We start from the raw sequence: 19,754 nt of genomic DNA on the forward strand, positions 1-19,754 counted from the left end.
ATGAATACACGCGTTGTACGCAGTCGTTTTTCACAGCGCCTGAACGAGGATTCCTTTTCATGCCAGAAGTAACCCTGACCACCCTGCAGAGCCTCAAGGCCAAGGGTGAGAAAATAACCATGCTGACCTGCTATGACGCGACCTTTGCTCAGGCTGCCAGCCGTGCCGGCGTGGAAATCCTGCTGGTGGGTGACTCCCTGGGCATGGTCCTGCAGGGCCATGACAGCACCCTGCCCGTCAGCACCGCCGACATGGCCTACCACACCGCCTGTGTGAAGCGCGGAAACGAAGGCGCGCTGATCCTTGCCGACTTGCCCTTCATGGCCTACGCCACTGCCGACCAGGCCTTCGCCAACTGTGGCGCCCTGATGCAGGCTGGCGCCCATATGGTCAAGATCGAGGGTGCCGCCTGGCTGGGCGATACCATTCGCATGCTCGCCGAACGTGGCGTACCGGTATGTGCCCACATGGGCCTGACCCCTCAGGCGGTCAATATTCTGGGTGGCTACAAGGTCCAGGGTCGCCAGGAAAGCCAGGCGCGCCAGATGCGTGCCGACGCCATTGCCCTCGAGCAGGCCGGCGCCGCCATGCTGCTGCTTGAATGCGTACCGAGCGAACTGGCGGCTGAAATCACCCAGGCAGTGAGTATTCCAGTGATTGGCATCGGCGCCGGCAGCGCGACCGACGGTCAGGTCCTGGTGCTGCACGACATGCTGGGCTTGTCGTTGACTGGTCGAGTGCCCAAGTTCGTGAAAAACTTCATGGCCGGTCAGAGCGACATCCAGGGTGCGCTCCAGGCCTACGTAACAGCGGTCAAGGACGTCAGCTTCCCAGGCAGCGAACACGGGTTCAGTGCATGAATACAGTCAAGACCGTCCGCGAACTGCGCGCCGCCGTGGCGCGCGCGCGTAGTGAAGGCAAGCGCATCGGCTTCGTACCGACCATGGGCAACCTGCACAGCGGCCATGCCGCCTTGGTGACCAAGGCCGCGCAGCGTGCCGACTTCGTGGTCGCCAGCATCTTTGTCAATCCGTTGCAGTTTGGCCCCAGCGAAGACCTCGACAAATACCCTCGTACCCTCGCTGCCGACCAGGAGACCCTGCTCCAGGCGGGTTGCCACCTGCTGTTCGCGCCCACTGTCGAAGAAATGTACCCCGACGGCACGGCCGGCCAGACCCGGGTCAGCGTCCCACAATTGTCTGAAGGCCTGTGCGGTGCCAGCCGCCCGGGGCACTTCGAAGGCGTGGCGACCGTGGTCAACAAGCTGTTCAACATGGTCCAACCGGACTTGGCCGTGTTCGGCCAGAAGGACTTCCAGCAGCTCGCGGTGATCCGCGCGCTGGTACGCGACCTGAACATGCCGATCCAGATCATTGGCGAGCCTACCGTGCGCGCCGACGATGGCCTGGCGTTGTCGTCGCGCAACGGCTACCTGAACGAAGAACAACGCGCCACCGCGCCAGCGTTGTATCGCGTGCTGAGCGCCATGGCCGCGGCCATCGAGCAAGGCACGCGTGATTACCCGGCCCTGATCGCCGGCAGCCAGGAACAACTAATCGCTGCCGGCTTTCGCCCCGACTACCTGGAAGTCCGCCAGGCCCTCAGCCTGCGCCCGGCCACCGCCGATGACCGCGACCTGGTGATCCTCGTGGCTGCGTTCCTGGGGGCGACGCGCCTGATCGACAACCTGCACCTGAACCTCGACGACCAGTAACAAGATCCCGCAGAGGAACCCCATGCACGCCATCATGCTCAAGGCCAAGCTGCACCGCGCCGAAGTAACCCACGCGGTGCTCGACTACGAAGGCTCCTGCGCCATCGACGGCCTCTGGCTCGACCTGGCCGGTATTCGCGAGTACGAACAGATCCAGATCTACAACATCGACAATGGCGAGCGCTTCACCACCTATGCTATTCGCGGCGAAGAAGGCTCGCGGATGATCTCGGTCAACGGCGCTGCCGCACACAAGGCCAAGGTCGGTGACCGGGTGATCATCTGTGCCTATGCTCACTACAGCGAAGCCGAGCTGGTCAACTTCAAGCCCCGCATGCTTTACATGGCCCCAGGTAACGAGCTGAGCCACACCAGCAACGCCATTCCTGTACAGCTGGCCTAAGGTCAGCCCCCTGTCAGGCAGGCTGGTGGCATTAATTGCCATCAGCTTGCAAACGGGTCGCTTTTTCCAGTGTCCAAGGCAGTTCAAGCAATAAGGAAACCTGCAGCGATGGCGTACTACCGCACCCCTCATGATGTAACGACCTTGCCCGCGTGGCAGGCGCTCCAGCAACACCGCGAAGCCATGCAGGAATTCAGCATGCGCGAAGCATTCAATGCCGATCCGCAACGTTTCGACCAACTGTCCCTGAGCTGCTGCGGCCTGTTCCTCGACTACTCGAAGAATTTAATCAACGGCCAGACCCGCGACCTGTTGGTCAACCTGGCCAACGAAGTCGGCTTGCAGGACGCGATCAAATCGCTGTTCGCCGGCGAAATCCTCAACGCCTCCGAAGGCCGCCCGGCGCTGCACACGGCCCTGCGCCGTCCGGTGGGCGACAAGTTGAACGTCAACGGCGTCAATGTGATGCCCGAGGTGCACAAGGTCCTGAACCAGGTAACCGAACTGGTCGGGCGCATCCATGACGGCCTGTGGCGCGGTTACAGCGAAAAGCCGATCACTGACGTGGTGAACATCGGTATCGGCGGCTCGTTCCTGGGCCCCGAGCTGGTCTCGGAAGCCTTGCTGCCCTACGCCCAGCGCGGCGTACGCTGCCACTACCTGGCCAATATCGACGGCAGCGAGTTCCACGAGCTGTCGGCCAAGCTTCGCGCCGAAACCACGCTGTTCATCGTTTCATCGAAATCCTTCAACACCCTGGAAACCCTGAAGAACGCCCAAGCGGCGCGCAGCTGGTACCTGGCCCAGGGTGGTTCTGAAGCCGAGCTGTACAAGCACTTCATCGCTGTTTCCAGCAACAAGGCCGCCGCCGTGGCCTTTGGTATACGCGAAGAAAATATCTTCCCGATGTGGGACTGGGTGGGCGGTCGTTATTCGCTGTGGTCGGCGATCGGCCTGCCGATCGCATTGGCCATCGGCACTGCCAACTTCAAGGAGCTGCTGTCGGGTGCCTACACCATGGACCAGCACTTCCAGAACGCGCCTTTCGAGCAGAACATGCCAGTGCTGCTGGCCCTCTTGGGTGTCTGGTACGGTAACTTCTGGGGGGCGCAGAGCCATGCAATCCTTCCCTATGACCACTACCTGCGAAACATCACCAAGCACCTGCAGCAGTTGGACATGGAGTCGAACGGCAAGAGCGTTCGCCAGGACGGCACCCCAGTCAACCACGACACCGGTCCGGTGATCTGGGGTGGCGTGGGCTGCAACGGCCAGCACGCCTACCATCAGTTGCTGCACCAGGGCACCCAGCTGATCCCGGCCGACTTCATCGTTCCGGTCGTCAGTTTCAATCCGGTCGCCGATCATCATCAGTGGCTATACGCCAATTGCCTGTCGCAAAGCCAGGCCCTGATGCTCGGCAGAACACGCGCCGAAGCAGAAGCCGAACTGCGCGACAAAGGCCTGGCCGAAGACGACATCCAGAAACTTGCGCCACACAAGGTGATACCGGGCAACCGTCCGAGCAACACCCTGGTGGTCGAGCGCATCAGCCCCCGTCGCCTGGGTGCGCTGGTTGCGATGTACGAGCACAAAGTGTTCGTGCAGAGCGTGATCTGGGGTATCAACGCCTTCGACCAATGGGGCGTGGAGTTGGGCAAGGAGCTTGGCAAGGGTGTGTACCAGCGCCTGACCGGCGGCATCGAAGAGCCCGCCGAGGACGCATCCACCCAAGGCCTGATCAACTTCTTCCGCAGCCGCCACCGCGGTTGAACCGCCTTCGCTACCCCGGGTCGAACGAACACGGCCAGGGGTAGCGGCTACACTGTTCTGACACTGTTGCAGGCGCCTGCCCCCGGCAGGCTTCTGACCAAAACAAGCAGAACAGGACCCCGCCATGTTCGATATCAGCGCATATCCCCATGCCGACGCCGTCAGCAAAGCGGCACGACTGAGCCAGGCCGATTACGAGCGCCTGTACCGCCAGTCGATAGAAGATCCCGATGCCTTCTGGACAGAACAGGCCAAACGCCTGGACTGGATAAAACCCTTCGCCAGTGTTCAGCACAGCGACATGAAGACCGGCCAGGCACGCTGGTTTGAAGGCGCGCAACTCAATGTCAGTTACAACTGCATCGATCGTCACCTGGCCACGCGCGCCGATCAAGTCGTGATCATCCGCGAAGGCGACGATCCCAACGATTCCAGCCAGATCACCTACCGCGAATTGCATGACAAGGTCAGCCGCCTGGCCAACGTGCTCAAGCAGCGCGGGGTGAAAAAAGGTGACCGGGTGTGCATCTACATGCCGATGATTCCCGAAGCGGCGTACGCCATGCTGGCCTGCAGCCGGATCGGCGCCATTCACTCGGTGGTGTTCGGCGGCTTTTCTCCCGATGCCTTGCGTGACCGGATTCTAGACGCCGACTGCCGCACGGTCATTACCGCTGACGAAGGGGTACGCGGCGCCAAGACCATTGCCTTGAAAAAGAATGTCGACAAGGCCCTGGCCAGTTGCCCGAACGTGAGCACCGTCGTGGTGGTGAAGCGCACCGGCGGCGCTATCGACTGGAGCGAAGGACGCGATATCGCTTACCACGACGCCATTGCCAAGGTCAGCCCTGACTGCCCACCCGAGCCGATGGCCGCCGAAGATCCGCTGTTTATCCTCTACACCTCCGGCAGCACCGGCAAACCCAAGGGAGTGATGCACACCACCGCCGGCTACCTGCTGCAAGCCACCATGACCTTCGAGACAGTGTTCGACTACCGCGACGGCGAAGTATTCTGGTGTACCGCTGACGTGGGTTGGGTCACTGGCCATAGCTACATCGTCTATGGGCCGCTGGCCAACGGTGCGATTACCCTGATGTTCGAAGGCGTGCCCAACTATCCAGACGCCTCGCGCTTCTGGCAGGTGGTGGACAAGCACAAGGTGAACATCTTCTATACCGCTCCCACCGCGTTGCGCGCCCTGATGCGTGAGGGCGATGGCCCGTTGAAGAACACCTCGCGCAAAAGCCTGCGCCTGCTTGGCAGCGTTGGCGAGCCGATCAACCCTGAAGCCTGGGAATGGTATTTCGAGGCCGTGGGCGAGAAACGCTGCCCCATCGTCGACACCTGGTGGCAGACCGAGACCGGCGGCATCATGATCAGCCCGCTGGTGGGTACGCGGCGCATCAAGCCCGGTTGCGCGACACAGCCCATGTTCGGCGTACAGCCCGTGCTGCTCGACGACAAGGGCAAACTGATCGAAGGCGCCGGAAGCGGGATGCTGGCGATAAAGGCCAGTTGGCCTGCTCAGATCCGCAGCGTGTACGGCGATCATCAACGAATGATCGAAACCTACTTCAAGCCGCTGCCGGGGTACTACTTCACCGGTGATGGCGCACGCCGCGATGCCGATGGCGACCTGTGGATAACCGGCCGCATCGATGACGTGATCAATGTGTCCGGACACCGGATCGGCACCGCCGAAGTCGAAAGCGCACTGGTGCTGCACGATGCCATCGCCGAGGCGGCCGTAGTCGGGTACCCTCACGATCTGAAGGGGCAAGGGGTCTACGCCTTTGTGACACCGATGAACGGCGTTGCGGCAGATGACGTCCTCAAGCAGGAGCTACTGGCCCTGGTCAGCAAGGAAATCGGCAGCTTCGCCAAGCCGGAACTGATCCAGTGGGCCCCGGCCCTGCCCAAGACCCGCTCAGGCAAGATCATGCGCCGCATCCTGCGCAAGATCGCCTGCAACGAACTCGACAACCTCGGCGACACGTCGACCCTGGCCGACCCCAGCGTGGTCCAGGGGCTTATCGACAAGCGCCTCAACCAGTAAGCGGCAGCCTGTACACGGCTACCGCGCAATAAGGTAGCCATGGAAGCGATTCGCCGCCGCATCGAAACCCAGGTGATGAGCCTCACGGGCTTGTCCCTGGGGCAACTGGATCTGGAAAACCCCAAGGGCGACCCTGGCCTGTTCGGCCCAGACAGCGTCAGCTGGCGCGTCCATGGGGATTTTCCGAGCATGCTGGTCGGTGGGATCAGTGCCTTGCTCTTGCAACTGCTGCATCCGCTTGCCCTGGCTGGGGTGTGGGATCACTCCAACTTCCGTCAGGACCTGCTCGGGCGCCTGCGACGCACCAGCCAGTTCATCTCGGGGACCACGTTTGGCGCCACCCGAGATGCCGACTGGCTCATCGACAAAGTACGCACCATTCACCTTCAGGTGGTGGGAAGCGCCGCAGATGGTCGTCCTTACGCCGCCAGCGACCCTGACCTGCTGACCTGGGTGCATGTGGCTGAAGTCAGCAGCTTTCTCGCTGCCCATCTGCGTTACCGCAACCCGCACATGCCGCTGGCCGAGCAGGACGCTTACTATGCTCAGATCGCCCTGATCGCCGAACGCCTGGGGGCCCGCAATGTACCCCGCTCCCATCAGCAAGTGAGTGACTACCTGCAGGCCATGCGCCCGCACTTGCACTGCGATGCCCGCAGCCAAGAAGTGGTACAGGTGTTGCTCGATGCCCCGGCGCCCAGCCGCCTGGCCAAGCCGATGGGCAGTCTGATGCTGCGCGCGGGCATCGACCTGTTACCGCCATGGGCCAGCGCCATGCTCGACCTGCACCAACATCCCCTGCAACGCCGACTGATCCGCCTGGGCATCAGCTGCACCGCACCGGTGCTGCGCTGGGCCATGCGCGATGGCTCGCTGCAACGAGCCCGGCGGCGCATGGGGCTCGGTTGAACACGAGCGAGCGGTTCGCCGTTGGCGGTCCCCCCGGCATCTATGCCACCATGACGGTCTATCAAGGCCCGAGGGGCCTGTGCTGTTCTGACACCAAATCGAATAAGAGTGAGGACCTGCGCCATGCAAGATGTCGTTATCGTTGCCGCCACCCGTACCGCTGTCGGTAGCTACCAGGGAGCGTTGGCCACCATTCCAGCCGTAGACCTGGGCGCGGCCGTGATTCGCCAGTTGTTGGCCCAGACCGGCGTCGACGGTGAACTGGTCGATGAAGTCATCCTCGGCCAGGTATTGACCGCAGGCGCCGGGCAAAACCCCGCGCGCCAGGCGGCGATCAAGGCTGGACTGCCCCACGCCGTCCCCGCCATGACCCTGAACAAGGTGTGCGGCTCGGGGCTAAAAGCCCTGCACCTGGCCACTCAGGCCATCCGCTGCGGTGACGCCGACGTCATCATCGCAGGTGGCCAGGAAAACATGAGCCTGGCCAACTATGTGATGCCCGGTGCCCGAACTGGCCTGCGCATGGGTCACAGCAGCCTGATCGACAGCATGATCAGCGACGGCCTGTGGGACGCCTTCAACGACTACCACATGGGCATCACCGCCGAGAACCTGGTGGCGAAGTACGGCATCAGTCGCGAGGACCAGGATGCCTTCGCCGCGGCCTCGCAACAAAAAGCCGCAGCGGCCATCGAGTCGGGACGGTTTGTCGACGAAATCACGCCGATCCTGATCCCTCAGCGCAAGGGCGACCCGATTGCCTTTGCCGTCGACGAGCAACCCCGTGCCGGCACCACCGCCGAGTCCCTGAGCAAACTCAAGCCTGCCTTCAAGAAAGACGGTACGGTTACGGCCGGTAACGCCTCTTCACTGAATGATGGTGCTGCGGCAGTGATGCTGATGAGCGCAGCCAAGGCACAGCAGCTGGGCTTGCCGGTCCTGGCTCGGATCAAAGCCTATGCCAACGCTGGTGTCGACCCGGCAATCATGGGCATCGGCCCGGTAAGCGCTACGCGTCGCTGCCTGGACAAGGCCGGCTGGCAGTTGGCCGACCTGGATCTGATCGAAGCTAACGAAGCGTTCGCTGCCCAGGCGTTGTCGGTTGGCAAGGAGCTGGGTTGGGATGCCAGCAAGGTCAACGTCAATGGCGGTGCCATTGCCCTGGGCCATCCGATCGGCGCTTCTGGCTGTCGCGTACTGGTCACTCTGCTGCACGAAATGATCAAGCGTGATGCCCAAAAAGGCCTGGCTACCCTGTGCATTGGTGGCGGTCAGGGCGTAGCCCTGGCGATCGAGCGCTAATCACCCCGGGAGGGGCTGCAACGGCCCCTCCCCCGCCTTCTGCTGCTAAACTGCACGTCCGCAAACCAAGGCCACGTGCATGTCCCTCTTGAATCAGGCGCTGCGCGCCGCCCTCGATACCCGCAAGGGCCTTCTCAGCGAACTGCATGCCCAAGGCACCGATTGCTACCGTTTGTTCCATGGCAGCCAGGAGGGCGCCGGCGGCTTGACCATCGATCGTTATGGCCCACAGCTGCTGGTGCAGAGTTTTCACCATACCCTGGACACCGACACCCTTCTTGCCCTGCACGCAGCCATCGAAGCAGAACTGCGCCTTGCCTTGCTGCTGGTGTACAACGACCGCTCCCAGGGCAACAGCCGGATAGACCGCCGCGACCCGGTCTACCAGGCGAGCGAAGCAGCCCTGGGCGATCACATCGGCCACGAGTGGGGCCTGAACTACCGGGTACGAGGCCGCCATGCCGGCCAGGACCCGCTGCTGTTTCTCGACCTGCGCAATGCCCGCGGCTGGGTCAAGCAGCACAGTGCCGGCAAGCGTGTGCTCAATCTGTTCGCCTACACCTGCGGTGTCGGCCTCAGCGCTGCGGCGGGAGGTGCTCGCGAGGTGTGCAACCTGGACTTCGCCGATGGCAACCTGGCAGTGGGCAAGGAAAACAATGCTCTCAACCCACAGTTGCCAGCGATGGCATTTGTCCAGTCCGACTACTTCCCTGCCATCCGCCAGCTCGCGGGTCTGCCCGTCAGCCAGCGGCGCGGGCACAAGCTGCCGCCTTACCCGCGCCTGGAGCAGCGTCAGTTCGACCTGGTGTTTCTCGACCCACCGGCCTGGGCCAAGAGCGCCTTCGGCACCGTCGACCTGCTGCGTGACTATCAGAGCCTGCTCAAGCCGGCCCTGTTGAGCACTGCCGAAGACGGCGTACTGATCTGCTGTAACAACCTGGCCAAAGTCAGCTTCGACGAATGGCGCGACCAAGTCCTGCGCTGTGCCGAAAAAAGTGGTCGTCCGGTACGTGATTGGCAAGCCCTCAAACCCGCCGGCGACTTTCCGTCGCAGGACGGCCAATCACCGCTCAAGACCTTGATTCTTCAGCTCTGAAGCGAAATTTCGCTAATTATTGGAGTAATTTCGGAACCGATTTTACGTGCCATACTCCAAGCACTCCCGTTCGAGACAGACGACGTCGCACATGCCCAAAGGATTGAAACGCGCCATCGGCGCCATGCTGGCCGCAGTGGCCTTGTACAGCCTGCTAGGCTTTCTGATTCTCCCAGGGGTGGCCCTGCGTATCGTCAACCAGCAGTTGGCCAATTACGCCACGGTGCCCGCCCACTTGCAGCGTATCGAGCTCAACCCGTTCAGCCTGGAGTTGACGCTGTGGGGGCTGCAGATTGGCGAGACCGGCAAGGAACAGGTCGGCTTCGAGCGCCTCTATGCCAACCTGCAGATCGACAGCCTGTGGTCCGGTGCCCTGCACCTGGAGGGCATCGAACTGGACAAGGCCCGCACCGAAGTATTGTTTGCCAAGGATGGCAGCCTGAACCTGACCCAACTGTTCAGGTTGCCGCCCAGTGAGCCCAAGTCCGAGGAGCCACCGAGCGATCCCTTTCCGGTGCGCATCGGCAGCATCAAACTGAGTGAAGGCTACCTGCACTTTGAAGACCTGCGCCCCAGCGAACCGATCGAGTTTCTCTACGACTCGATGAACCTGGAACTGAAGAACCTCAGCACACTGCCCGAAGACAGCACCGACATGACCTTGGTGGCCATCGGCCCGCACGGCGGTCGTATCGACTGGAGCGGCACGTTCAGCCTGATCCCCCTCGCCTCTGAAGGCACCCTGAAGATTACGGACGGCAAGATGAAGGCCTTCTGGCCCTATGTCCGCGATGCCGTCCCGCTGGTGTTGGAAGAAGGCGTGCTCAGCCTCGACACCCACTACTCGCTGAACCTCTCAAAGGAAACCGAACTGCTGCTCGACAACACCGCGATCAGTATCGCGCCGTTTGCCATCAAGGCCCCGGATGGACGCCCGCTGGCCCGCCTGGCGCGCCTGGATGTGAGTGAAACGTCCGTGGACCTGGCCAAACAACTGGTCACTGTCGGCAAGATTCGCAGCGAGAAGCTGGAAACCTGGGCTGCCCTGGAATCGGATGGCCAGCTCGATTGGCAAAAGCTGTTCGCCAGCGAGCCCGCCAAGGCCAGCTCGCAAGAAAAGGCTGCGCCTGCAGCAGCCGCACCGGATGCCAAGGAAGACACCGCAGCCGCGGCACCGGGCAAACCCTGGCAAGTCCTGCTCAAGGACGTGCAGTTGCGCAATTATCAGGTTCATCTGGCCGACCGTTCGCAAAAAGAGCCCGTCGCGCTGGAGCTTGGCCCCCTGAATCTGGACCTGCAGAACTTCGACAGCCTCAATCAGTCGCCCTTTACTCTCAAACTCGATACCGGCGTGGGTAAGCAAGGCAAACTGCAGGCCGCCGGCGAGGTCAACCTGGCGCCGATCACGGCACGGGTCAAGGTCAACACCCAGGACATCGACCTGCGCGTTGCCCAGGCCTACATCAGCCCTTTCATACGCCTGGAGCTGCGCAGCGGCATGCTGGGCAGTGATCTCGATGTAAACCTCAAGAGCGTCGAGCCCTTGGCCTTCACGATTGAGGGCAAGGCCCAGGTCGACCAACTGCACACCCTCGACACCATCAAGGATCGAGACTTTGTCAAATGGCAGCAATTGAACCTGGATGCGGTGTCCTACCGCCACGGTGATGCCCTGAGCATCGGCAAGGTAACCTTGAAGCAACCGTATGCGCGCTTCATGATCAACGAGGACCGCACGACCAACATCGACGACCTGCTGATTCCGCAGCCGGCCACGGCTCAGACCCAGACTGCGAACAAGCCTGCAGCAGGCAGCGCCAAGCCACTGGGCATTCGCATCGGCGCCATCGACATCAACGATGGCTCGGCCAACTTTGCCGACTTCAGCCTGACGCCCAACTTTGCCACGGCTATCCAGCAACTCAACGGCCAGATCGGTACCATCGACAACCGCCAGCCCAAGCCAGCGAAGGTTGACATCAAGGGCAAGGTCGATCGCTATGCACCTGTCACCATCAAAGGTGCACTTAACCCCTTCGACCCGATGGCCAGCCTGGATATCGCCACCAGCTTCAAGCGTGTCGAGCTGACCACCCTGACGCCCTACTCAGGCAAGTTCGCCGGGTTCCGCATCCGCAAGGGCCGTCTGAATATCGACCTGCACTACATCATCACTCAGGGTCGGCTAAAGGCCGAGAACAAGGTGGTGGTCGAGCAATTGCAACTGGGGGAGAAAGTGGACAGCCCGGATGCCGTCGACCTGCCGATACGCCTGGCAGTGGCGCTGCTCAAGGATACCGATGGCAAGATCTCCATCGAGCTGCCAGTCACAGGCGACCTGAACGATCCGCAGTTCAGCGTCATGCCAATTGTCTGGCAGACCCTGCGCAACCTGGTGCTGCGTGCAGCCCAGGCGCCGTTCAAGTTCATTGGCGGCTTGATCAGTGGCGGCGATGCCCAGGACCTTGGCAGCGTGGCCTTTGCCGCCGGCTCCAGCGACCTGGCACCGGATGCCCAGAGCGCTCTGGACAAACTGGCTGCCGCCCTCAAGGAACGCCCGGCCCTGCGCCTCGAGATCGAAGGCACCAGCGCCCAGAGCAGCGACGGCCCGCTGATTGCCCAGCAGCGCTTGGAGCGCGAGTATCAGAGCACCTATTACAAGATCCTCCAGCGCCGCGGCGACAAGGTGCCGGCCCAGGCTTCCGAGCTGAAAGTGCCGGATGGTGACAAACCGGCCATGCTCGAAGGCATCTACCGTACCCGCTTGAAGAAGCAACCGCCTGCAGAGTGGGAGCAACTGGACCGTGAACAGCGCACGACGCAGTTGCGTGATGCGGTGCTCAAGTCATGGGCTGAAAGCGCGCTGCTACTGCGCCAGCTCGGCCAGGCGCGGGCCAGCAGTATCAAGGACTACCTGGTCGACAAGGCCAAGCTGGAAGATGACCGGGTGTATTTCATCGATGCCAGCCTGGGCCAGTCCGAACCTGACGGGCGAGTCATCACGCCTATGCATCTGGATGCCGAGTAGGCGCGGCCAATAAAGAAGCCCCGGCAACCTGTGCCGGGGCTTTGAGCGACCAAGTCCTTTTGGTCTTTCGCATGAACCGTTGAGTTCTGCGAGTCGGGACAAACTTGCTGCTTATTCGGATTTCAGGCCATCAGCCGAGACGGCTTTCACGCCTTGGATTTTCTTGGTAATGGCCACTGCCATATCTTTCTGCGAGTCGGACAGTGTCACGTCGGAAGACAGGGAAACCACGCCTTTGTTGGTTTCGACTTTGATGTCTGTGCCAGGGATACCTTTTTCAGTCATCAGGTCAGCTTTGACCTTGGTAGTGATCCAGGTGTCGGAGGTCGCTTCTTTTGCCTCGGTCATTTCACCGGCAGCAACGGTCAGCGGTGCCTGAGTAGCCTGTTGGGCAAATGCCGCGTTAGCCATGGTCAGGGTCAGGGCGGTGGCAGTAGCGGCAGCAATAGCGAACTTCTTCATACGAGACACTCCTGTTTTTCGAAAAGTCTGCGCCGTAAGTCCTGGCAGCAGGGGTATGAATACCATTGCAGGGCTTGTGCCAGTTTGCGCAACAATATAAGTCCTTTAAAATCAAATACTTAAAAATCAAACTCAAAACCATGATCGTGCATTTTGCAAGGCCGGTGAAAATCCTGCTTGCAAGATGCATGTCCACAAGGTATTTCCTGCCGGCATAAAAAAAGGACCCCGGAGGGTCCTTTTTCAACACACCAAGCTTAGACGCCCGATGCCTTTGCTGCTGCAACGTCTTTGATCGACAGCTTGATACGGCCGCGGTTGTCCACGTCCAGTACCAGTACTTCCACTTCCTGGCCTTCCTTGAGGATGTCGGTCACTTTCTCGACGCGAGCATCACTCAGCATAGAGATGTGAACCAGACCGTCCTTGCCCGGCAAGATGTTGACGAAGGCACCGAAATCAACGATGCGCTCGACCTTGCCGACGTAGATCTTGCCGATCTCGGCTTCTGCAGTGATGCTCAGAACGCGCTGACGAGCAGCTTCAGCGGCGTCTTTGGTCTCACCGAAGATCTTGATCGAACCGTCGTCTTCGATATCGATCGAAGCCTTGGTTTCTTCGCAGATGGCACGAATGGTCGCGCCGCCTTTACCGATGACGTCACGGATCTTGTCGGTGTCGATCTTCATCGCGATCATGGTCGGAGCGTTTTCCGACAGTTCGCTGCGGGACTGACCGATGATCTGGTTCATCTGACCGAGGATGTTCAGGCGCGCTTCCAGGGCCTGGCCCAGGGCGATTTCCATGATCTCTTCGGTGATGCCGTTGATCTTGATGTCCATCTGCAGCGCGGTAACACCTTTGGCGGTACCCGCTACTTTGAAGTCCATGTCACCGAGGTGGTCTTCGTCACCCAGGATGTCGGTCAGAACAGCGAATTTTTCGCCTTCTTTAACCAGACCCATGGCGATACCGGCAACTGGCGCCTTCATCGGTACACCAGCGTCCATCAGAGCCAGGGAAGCACCGCAGACCGAAGCCATGGAGCTGGAACCGTTGGACTCGGTGATTTCCGATACGACGCGGATGGTGTAAGGGAACACGTCAGCGGCAGGCAGCATGGCCTGAACCGAACGACGGGCCAGACGGCCATGACCGATTTCGCGACGGCCAGCACCACCCATGCGACCACACTCGCCCACCGAGAACGGAGGGAAGTTGTAGTGCAGCATGAAGGGGTCTTTCTTCTCGCCTTCGAGGGTGTCGAGCAGCTGTGCGTCACGGGCAGTACCCAGGGTCGCAACGACCAGGGCCTGGGTTTCGCCACGGGTGAACAGGGCCGAACCGTGAGTTTTCGGCAGCACGCCGACTTCGATGTTCAGCGGACGCACGGTCTTGGTGTCGCGACCGTCGATACGTGGCTTGCCGTTGACGATGTTTTCGCGAACGGTGCGGTATTCGATTTCGCCGAAGATTTCCTTCACTTCGGAAGCCGAAGGTTGACCTTCTTCACCAGAGAACTTGGCGATCGCCTGATCACGCAGCTCGCCCAGGCGCGCGTAGCGGTCGGCCTTGACGGTGATGGTGTAGCCCTGGGAAACGGCTTCGCCGAATTCGGCGCGGATGGCGTTCAGCAGTTCGGTGTTGGCAACAGCGGGTTTCCAGTCCCAGGTCGGCTTGGCAGCTTCGGCAGCCAGCTCTTTGACAGCCTGGATAACAGCCTGGAACTCGTCGTGGGCGAACAGGACGGCACCCAGCATCTGGTCTTCGGTCAGCTCTTTGGCTTCCGATTCAACCATCAGTACGGCGTCGGAAGTACCGGCAACGACCATGTCCAGGCTCGAGGCAGCCAGTTGCTCGTAGGTCGGGTTCAGCAGGTAACCGGTGCTTTCATGGAAAGCAACGCGCGCGGCACCGATCGGGCCTTCGAACGGAATGCCGGAAATAGCCAGGGCAGCCGAGGTACCGATCATCGCAGCGATGTCCGGATCGGTCTTTTTGCTGGTGGAGACGACGGTGCAGACAACCTGCACTTCGTTCATGAAGCCTTCTGGGAACAGCGGACGGATCGGACGGTCGATCAGACGCGAAGTCAGGGTTTCTTTCTCGGAAGGACGGCCTTCACGCTTGAAGAAACCACCAGGGATCTTGCCGGCGGCGTAGGTCTTTTCCTGATAGTGAACGGACAGGGGGAAGAAGCCTTTGCCTGGATCGGCCTGTTTGGCACCGACCACGGTCACCAGTACGGTGACATCGTTGTCGACGGTGACCAATACGGCGCCGGACGCTTGACGAGCAATACGGCCCGTCTCGAGGGTAACGGTCGATTGACCGAACTGGAATTTCTTGATTACCGGGTTCACGGTTTCCTACCTTCTTCAGTGGCTCTGGGGGAACTGGTTCTTGCGAATTCTTGGGCAGAACAGGGAATCGGCCCCGTTGACCGTCCAGATAAAACTAGAGGTTGGGAGCCTGCCCTGCCCTTGCGGTAAACCGCTCAGGCGAGGCAGACAGCCAACCTCATAGATACGCGCGGCGTGTTCATCACTCCCGATGCCAGGCACCGGAAGCGAAGAATGCAACACGCCGTGCACACCACTGGCCAGGCCGCTATTAGCGACGCAGACCCAGGCGACCGATCAGGGCGCTGTAACGAGTGGTGTCTTTGCCCTTCAGGTAGTCCAGCAGCTTACGACGCTGGTTAACCATGCGGATCAGACCACGACGGGAGTGGTGATCTTTACCGTTGGCCTTGAAGTGGCCTTGCAGCTTGTTGATGTTGGCGGTCAGCAGTGCAACTTGCACTTCCGGGCTACCGGTGTCACCAGCTGCTTGCTGGAATTCGCCAACGATCTTTGCTTTTTCTTCAACGCTGAGTGCCATTTGGCTTCTCCAAATCAAGGGAAACCGAACAAACGGTTTCCAATAGGCCAGGGACAAATCCCTGTATTCATAAGTGAGGCGTAACCGTGCCTATTAACAGCCATCCTCTTTGCCACCAGTGCCGGGCCTGGGCCCGACACTGAAGGTTTCGATCATTCTGACCGAATCAATCGACGCGGCGCGATGCGCCCGTCTTCGCTCACTTCACCGATACCGATGAAACGACCGTTTTGATCTTGTACCCGAACCATGCCGAACTTCGGCGCGTCGGGAGCCCTGACTGGCTGGCCATGCAGCCAGTAGAAGGCGCTGTGCTCGGAAAACTGCAACAGTGGCCAGTCTTGCAAGCCGCTATCGGACGGCATCAGGAAACGGTCGACCGCCTCGTTGCCGCCTTCGGCGTGAACCGCCTCGAGCGCTTCGAGGGTCACCGTCTGGGCAAGCTCGAAGGGACCGGCATGAGTACGACGCAGTTCAGCAACATAGGCGCCACAACCAAGGATCTCGCCGATATCTTCGACCAGCGTGCGGATGTACGTGCCTTTGCTGCAACCAACTGAAAGCCGAACCCGGGTGCCTTCACACTCGAGTAACTCCAAGCGGTTAATAGTAACAGAACGTGCTTCACGCTCCACTACTTCACCTGCGCGCGCCAGCTTGTACAACGGCTGGCCATCACGTTTGAGGGCCGAGTACATCGGTGGTATCTGACTGATTTCACCACGAAATTGTGGCAGAACCGCTTCAATATCGGCGCGACCAACGGTCACATCCCGGGTTTTCAGCACTTCGCCTTCAGCATCGCCCGTGGTGGTGGTCTGCCCCAATTGCATGACCGTCTCATATCCCTTGTCGGAATCGAGCAGGTACTGGGAAAACTTGGTGGCCTCCCCGAAGCACAGCGGCAACACGCCGCTGGCCAGTGGGTCGAGGCTACCCGTGTGACCAGCCTTTTCAGCGTTGAGCAGCCAGCGGACTTTCTGCAGGGCAGCATTGGAGGTGAACCCCAACGGCTTGTCGAGCAGGATGATGCCGCTGACATTGCGACGGATACGTTTGACCTGGGCCACCGCTTACTCCTTGGTGTCCGAGGTATCGGCGGCCTGGTGCTGGCTGTCTTCGGCGACAGCGCGCTCGATCAGTGCCGACAGGTGGGCACCGCGGGTCACGCTTTCGTCGTAGTGGAAGTGCAACTGCGGCACGCTGCGCAGTTTCATTTCCTTGCCCAACTGCATGCGCAGGAAACCTGCAGCGGAATTGAGCACTTTCAGGCTTTGCTTGATGTCCTCGGCGCTGTCCTGGCCCATGACGGTGATATACACCTTGGCATGGCCAACATCGCGGCTGACGTCTACGGCGGTGATGGTCACCAGGCCGACGCGTGGATCTTTGACTTCGCGACGAATCAGTTGAGCCAGCTCGCGCTGCATCTGATCGCCAATGCGTTGGGTACGGCTATATTCTTTTGCCATTTTTGCTACCTGTAACTAAAGCGGCAAACGCCCGGCCAGGCTTGAGCCTGACCGGGCGTTGCGTTCAGAGCCGCTGACGACCGCCTTGCGACGGGCATTTCGCGCCTCCCATGCTCGATACTTAGAGCGTACGAGCCACTTGGACTTTCTCGAAGACTTCGATCTTGTCACCGACTTTGACGTCGTTGTAGCTCTTCACGCCGATACCGCATTCCATGCCGGCACGCACTTCGGACGCATCGTCCTTGAAGCGACGCAGCGATTCCAGCTCGCCTTCGAAGATCACCACGTCTTCGCGCAGAACGCGGATCGGACGGTTGCGGTAAACCACACCCTCGATGACCATACAGCCAGCGATGGCGCCGAACTTCGGCGAGCGGAACACATCACGCACTTCGGCGATACCCAGGATGTTCTCGCGAACATCGCTGCCGAGCATACCGGTCAGGGCTTTCTTGACGTCTTCAATGATGTCGTAGATCACGTTGTAGTAACGCATATCCAGACCTTCCTGCTCGACAATCTTGCGCGCACCGGCATCGGCACGCACGTTGAAACCGAACAGTACTGCATTGGAAGCCAGGGCCAGGTTGGCGTCGCTCTCGGTGATACCACCGACACCACCGCCAATCACGCGAACCTGTACTTCGTCGTTACCCAGACCGCTCAGGGAACCCTGCAGGGCCTCGAGAGAACCACGAACATCGGACTTGAGCACGATGTTGAGGGTTTTCTTCTCTTCCTGGCCCATGTTCTCGAAGATGTTCTCGAGCTTGCCGGCATGTGCGCGAGCCAGTTTGACTTCGCGGAACTTGCCTTGACGGAACAGAGCAACTTCACGGGCCTTCTTCTCGTCAGCCACAACGCTCAGCTCGTCGCCAGCGTCCGGGGTGCCGTCCAGGCCGAGAATCTCGACTGGAATCGACGGACCGGCTTCCTTAACAGGCTTGCCGTTTTCGTCGAGCATGGCACGTACGCGGCCGTAGTTCGAACCACACAGGACCATGTCGCCTTGACGCAGGGTACCGTCCTGAACCAGCACGGTGGCCACTGGGCCGCGGCCTTTGTCCAGACGCGACTCGACAACTACACCACGACCTGGGGCCGATGGAGTGGCCTTGAGCTCGAGGATCTCGGCTTGCAGCAGAACGGCTTCGAGCAGTTCGTCAACACCGGTACCCATCTTCGCCGAAACCTTGACGAACGGAGTATCACCACCCCAGTCCTCGGAGGTAACGCCTTCGACGGCCAGCTCGTTGCGAATGCGATCGAGGTCAGCACCTGGCTTGTCGATCTTGTTCACCGCCACGACCAGCGGAACACCGGCAGCCTTGGCATGCTGGACTGCTTCGCGGGTCTGAGGCATGACGCCATCGTCCGCCGCGACCACGAGGATCACGATGTCGGTCGCCTTGGCACCACGGGCACGCATGGCGGTAAACGCGGCGTGGCCCGGGGTATCGAGGAAGGTGACCATGCCGCGGTCGGTTTCTACGTGGTACGCACCGATGTGCTGGGTGATACCACCGGCTTCGCCGGCAGCTACCTTGGCACGACGGATGTAGTCGAGCAGCGAGGTCTTACCGTGGTCAACGTGGCCCATTACGGTCACAACCGGAGCACGGGAGAAGGTCTCACCTTCGAACTTCAGCGACTCTGCCAGGGAATCTTCCAGAGCGGTGTCGCTGACCAGGGTAACCTTGTGACCCAACTCTTCAGCGATCAGCTGAGCGGTCTCCTGGTCGAGCACCTGGTTGATGGTCACCGGAGTGCCCAGCTTGAACATGAACTTGACCACTTCAGCGCCCTTGACGGACATCTGGTTGGCCAGGTCGGAAACCGTGATGGTCTCGCCGATCTGCACGTCGCGGATAACCGGACCGGTCGGGTTCTGGAAACCGTGGGCATTGCGCTTCTTCGGCTTGCCCTTGCCACGGCCACCACGACGGAAACCATCGCTTTCTTCGTCGGTGGTACGTGGAGCGGCACGCGGAGTTGGCGCCTTTTCCTTTTCCTTGACCTTGACCGAAACACGCGGTGCTTCGTTACGGCGCTCACCACCACGACGTTCGTCGTCACGCGACTTGTCGTTGCGACGCACGTCGTCTTTCTTGCGGTCGGCGACAGGTGCCGGAGCGGCGTCTGCAGCCTCGATCACCGGGGCCGGAGCCGGGGTAACCGGAGCAGCGGCAGCAGGTGCGGCATTCGCAGCGGCTGGCTGGCGACGAGCGTCTTCCTCGGCACGCTGACGTGCCTCGGCATCGGCTTTTTCACGCGCAGCGTTCTCGGCTACACGGCGCTCTTCCTGCTCGCGTTTCTGCTCGGCCTGGATTTCTTCCGGGCTGCGCTGAACGAATACTTTCTTCTTGCGTACTTCTACGCTGATGCTCTTGCTACCGGCAACACGCAGGGTGCTGGTGGTCTTGCGCTGCAAGGTGATCTTGCGCGGCTCTTCCACCTTCGCCTTGTGGCTGCTCTTCAAATGAGCCAGCAAAGCCTGCTTCTCATTGTCGGTCACTACCTGACCGGCGTCGGTGTGCGGCAGACCTGCCTCACGCATCTGCTGCAGCAGGCGCTCTACCGGTGCAGCGACCTCTTGGGCCAATTCTTTCACCGTGACTTGCGTCATGCACTTCTCTCCTCAGGCCGCGCC

General features: G+C 60.7%; 15 protein-coding genes. 9 read left to right on the forward strand and 6 right to left on the reverse strand.

All coding sequences use genetic code 11. The features are described from left to right. The first annotated feature begins 59 nt into the window (after positions 1 to 59). From panB to H621_RS0116785, 9 genes are all read left to right on the forward strand, one after another. Positions 60 to 860, forward strand: coding sequence for a 3-methyl-2-oxobutanoate hydroxymethyltransferase (panB, locus tag H621_RS0116745; RefSeq protein ID WP_028944510.1), 801 nt, complete (start codon positions 60 to 62; stop codon positions 858 to 860). Beyond that, positions 857 to 1,714 (forward strand): pantoate--beta-alanine ligase, encoded by an 858-nt coding sequence (panC, locus tag H621_RS0116750; protein WP_028944511.1) that lies wholly within the window; start codon positions 857 to 859, stop codon positions 1,712 to 1,714. Before panB ends, panC begins: the two co-directional genes overlap by 4 nt. Positions 1,715 to 1,736: 22 nt before the next feature. Then, positions 1,737 to 2,117 (forward strand): aspartate 1-decarboxylase, encoded by a 381-nt coding sequence (panD, locus tag H621_RS0116755; protein ID WP_028944512.1) that lies wholly within the window; start codon positions 1,737 to 1,739, stop codon positions 2,115 to 2,117. Between the two features lie 108 nt (positions 2,118 to 2,225). Then, positions 2,226 to 3,890 (forward strand): glucose-6-phosphate isomerase, encoded by a 1,665-nt coding sequence (gene pgi / locus H621_RS0116760; protein WP_028944513.1) that lies wholly within the window; start codon positions 2,226 to 2,228, stop codon positions 3,888 to 3,890. Between the two features lie 124 nt (positions 3,891 to 4,014). Then, complete coding sequence (gene acs, locus H621_RS0116765) at positions 4,015 to 5,949, forward strand: acetate--CoA ligase (RefSeq protein WP_028944514.1); 1,935 nt, start codon at positions 4,015 to 4,017, stop codon at positions 5,947 to 5,949. Positions 5,950 to 5,988: 39 nt separating this feature from the next. Next, on the forward strand, positions 5,989 to 6,858 hold the full coding sequence (locus tag H621_RS0116770) for an oxygenase MpaB family protein (protein ID WP_028944515.1): 870 nt from the start codon (positions 5,989 to 5,991) through the stop codon (positions 6,856 to 6,858). Positions 6,859 to 6,981: 123 nt separating this feature from the next. Then, on the forward strand, positions 6,982 to 8,160 hold the full coding sequence (locus H621_RS0116775) for an acetyl-CoA C-acetyltransferase (protein ID WP_028944516.1): 1,179 nt from the start codon (positions 6,982 to 6,984) through the stop codon (positions 8,158 to 8,160). A 79-nt stretch (positions 8,161 to 8,239) separates the two neighbouring features. Then, positions 8,240 to 9,256, forward strand: a complete 1,017-nt coding sequence (locus tag H621_RS0116780) for a class I SAM-dependent rRNA methyltransferase (protein WP_028944517.1) — start codon at positions 8,240 to 8,242, stop codon at positions 9,254 to 9,256. Positions 9,257 to 9,347: 91 nt separating this feature from the next. Beyond that, complete coding sequence (locus tag H621_RS0116785; protein WP_028944518.1) at positions 9,348 to 12,284, forward strand: DUF748 domain-containing protein; 2,937 nt, start codon at positions 9,348 to 9,350, stop codon at positions 12,282 to 12,284. 111 nt (positions 12,285 to 12,395) lie between these two features. Here the strand turns inward: H621_RS0116785 and H621_RS0116790 are convergent, their stop codons facing one another. The 6 genes from H621_RS0116790 to infB all read right to left on the reverse strand — a co-directional run bounded on the left by H621_RS0116790 (position 12,396) and on the right by infB (position 19,730). Further along, entirely contained in the window at positions 12,396 to 12,746 is a 351-nt protein-coding gene (locus tag H621_RS0116790) for a BON domain-containing protein (RefSeq protein WP_028944519.1), read from the reverse strand. A 257-nt stretch (positions 12,747 to 13,003) separates the two neighbouring features. Further along, complete coding sequence (gene pnp, locus H621_RS0116795) at positions 13,004 to 15,109, reverse strand: polyribonucleotide nucleotidyltransferase (RefSeq protein WP_028944520.1); 2,106 nt, start codon at positions 15,107 to 15,109, stop codon at positions 13,004 to 13,006. A gap of 250 nt (positions 15,110 to 15,359) precedes the next feature. After that, the gene (rpsO, locus tag H621_RS0116800) at positions 15,360 to 15,629 is read right to left on the reverse strand and encodes a 30S ribosomal protein S15 (RefSeq protein ID WP_028944521.1); all 270 of its coding nucleotides are present in this window, start codon (positions 15,627 to 15,629) and stop codon (positions 15,360 to 15,362) included. Positions 15,630 to 15,781: 152 nt separating this feature from the next. Further along, the gene (gene truB / locus H621_RS0116805) at positions 15,782 to 16,699 is read right to left on the reverse strand and encodes a tRNA pseudouridine(55) synthase TruB (RefSeq protein WP_028944522.1); all 918 of its coding nucleotides are present in this window, start codon (positions 16,697 to 16,699) and stop codon (positions 15,782 to 15,784) included. 3 nt (positions 16,700 to 16,702) lie between these two features. Then, positions 16,703 to 17,101, reverse strand: coding sequence for a 30S ribosome-binding factor RbfA (gene rbfA / locus H621_RS0116810; protein WP_028944523.1), 399 nt, complete (start codon positions 17,099 to 17,101; stop codon positions 16,703 to 16,705). A 121-nt stretch (positions 17,102 to 17,222) separates the two neighbouring features. Further along, on the reverse strand, positions 17,223 to 19,730 hold the full coding sequence (gene infB, locus H621_RS0116815; RefSeq protein WP_028944524.1) for a translation initiation factor IF-2: 2,508 nt from the start codon (positions 19,728 to 19,730) through the stop codon (positions 17,223 to 17,225). Positions 19,731 to 19,754: the final 24 nt, after the last annotated feature.

This window comes from Pseudomonas vranovensis DSM 16006 (assembly GCF_000425805.1).
GTDB classification, from domain to species: Bacteria; Pseudomonadota; Gammaproteobacteria; order Pseudomonadales; family Pseudomonadaceae; genus Aquipseudomonas; species Aquipseudomonas vranovensis.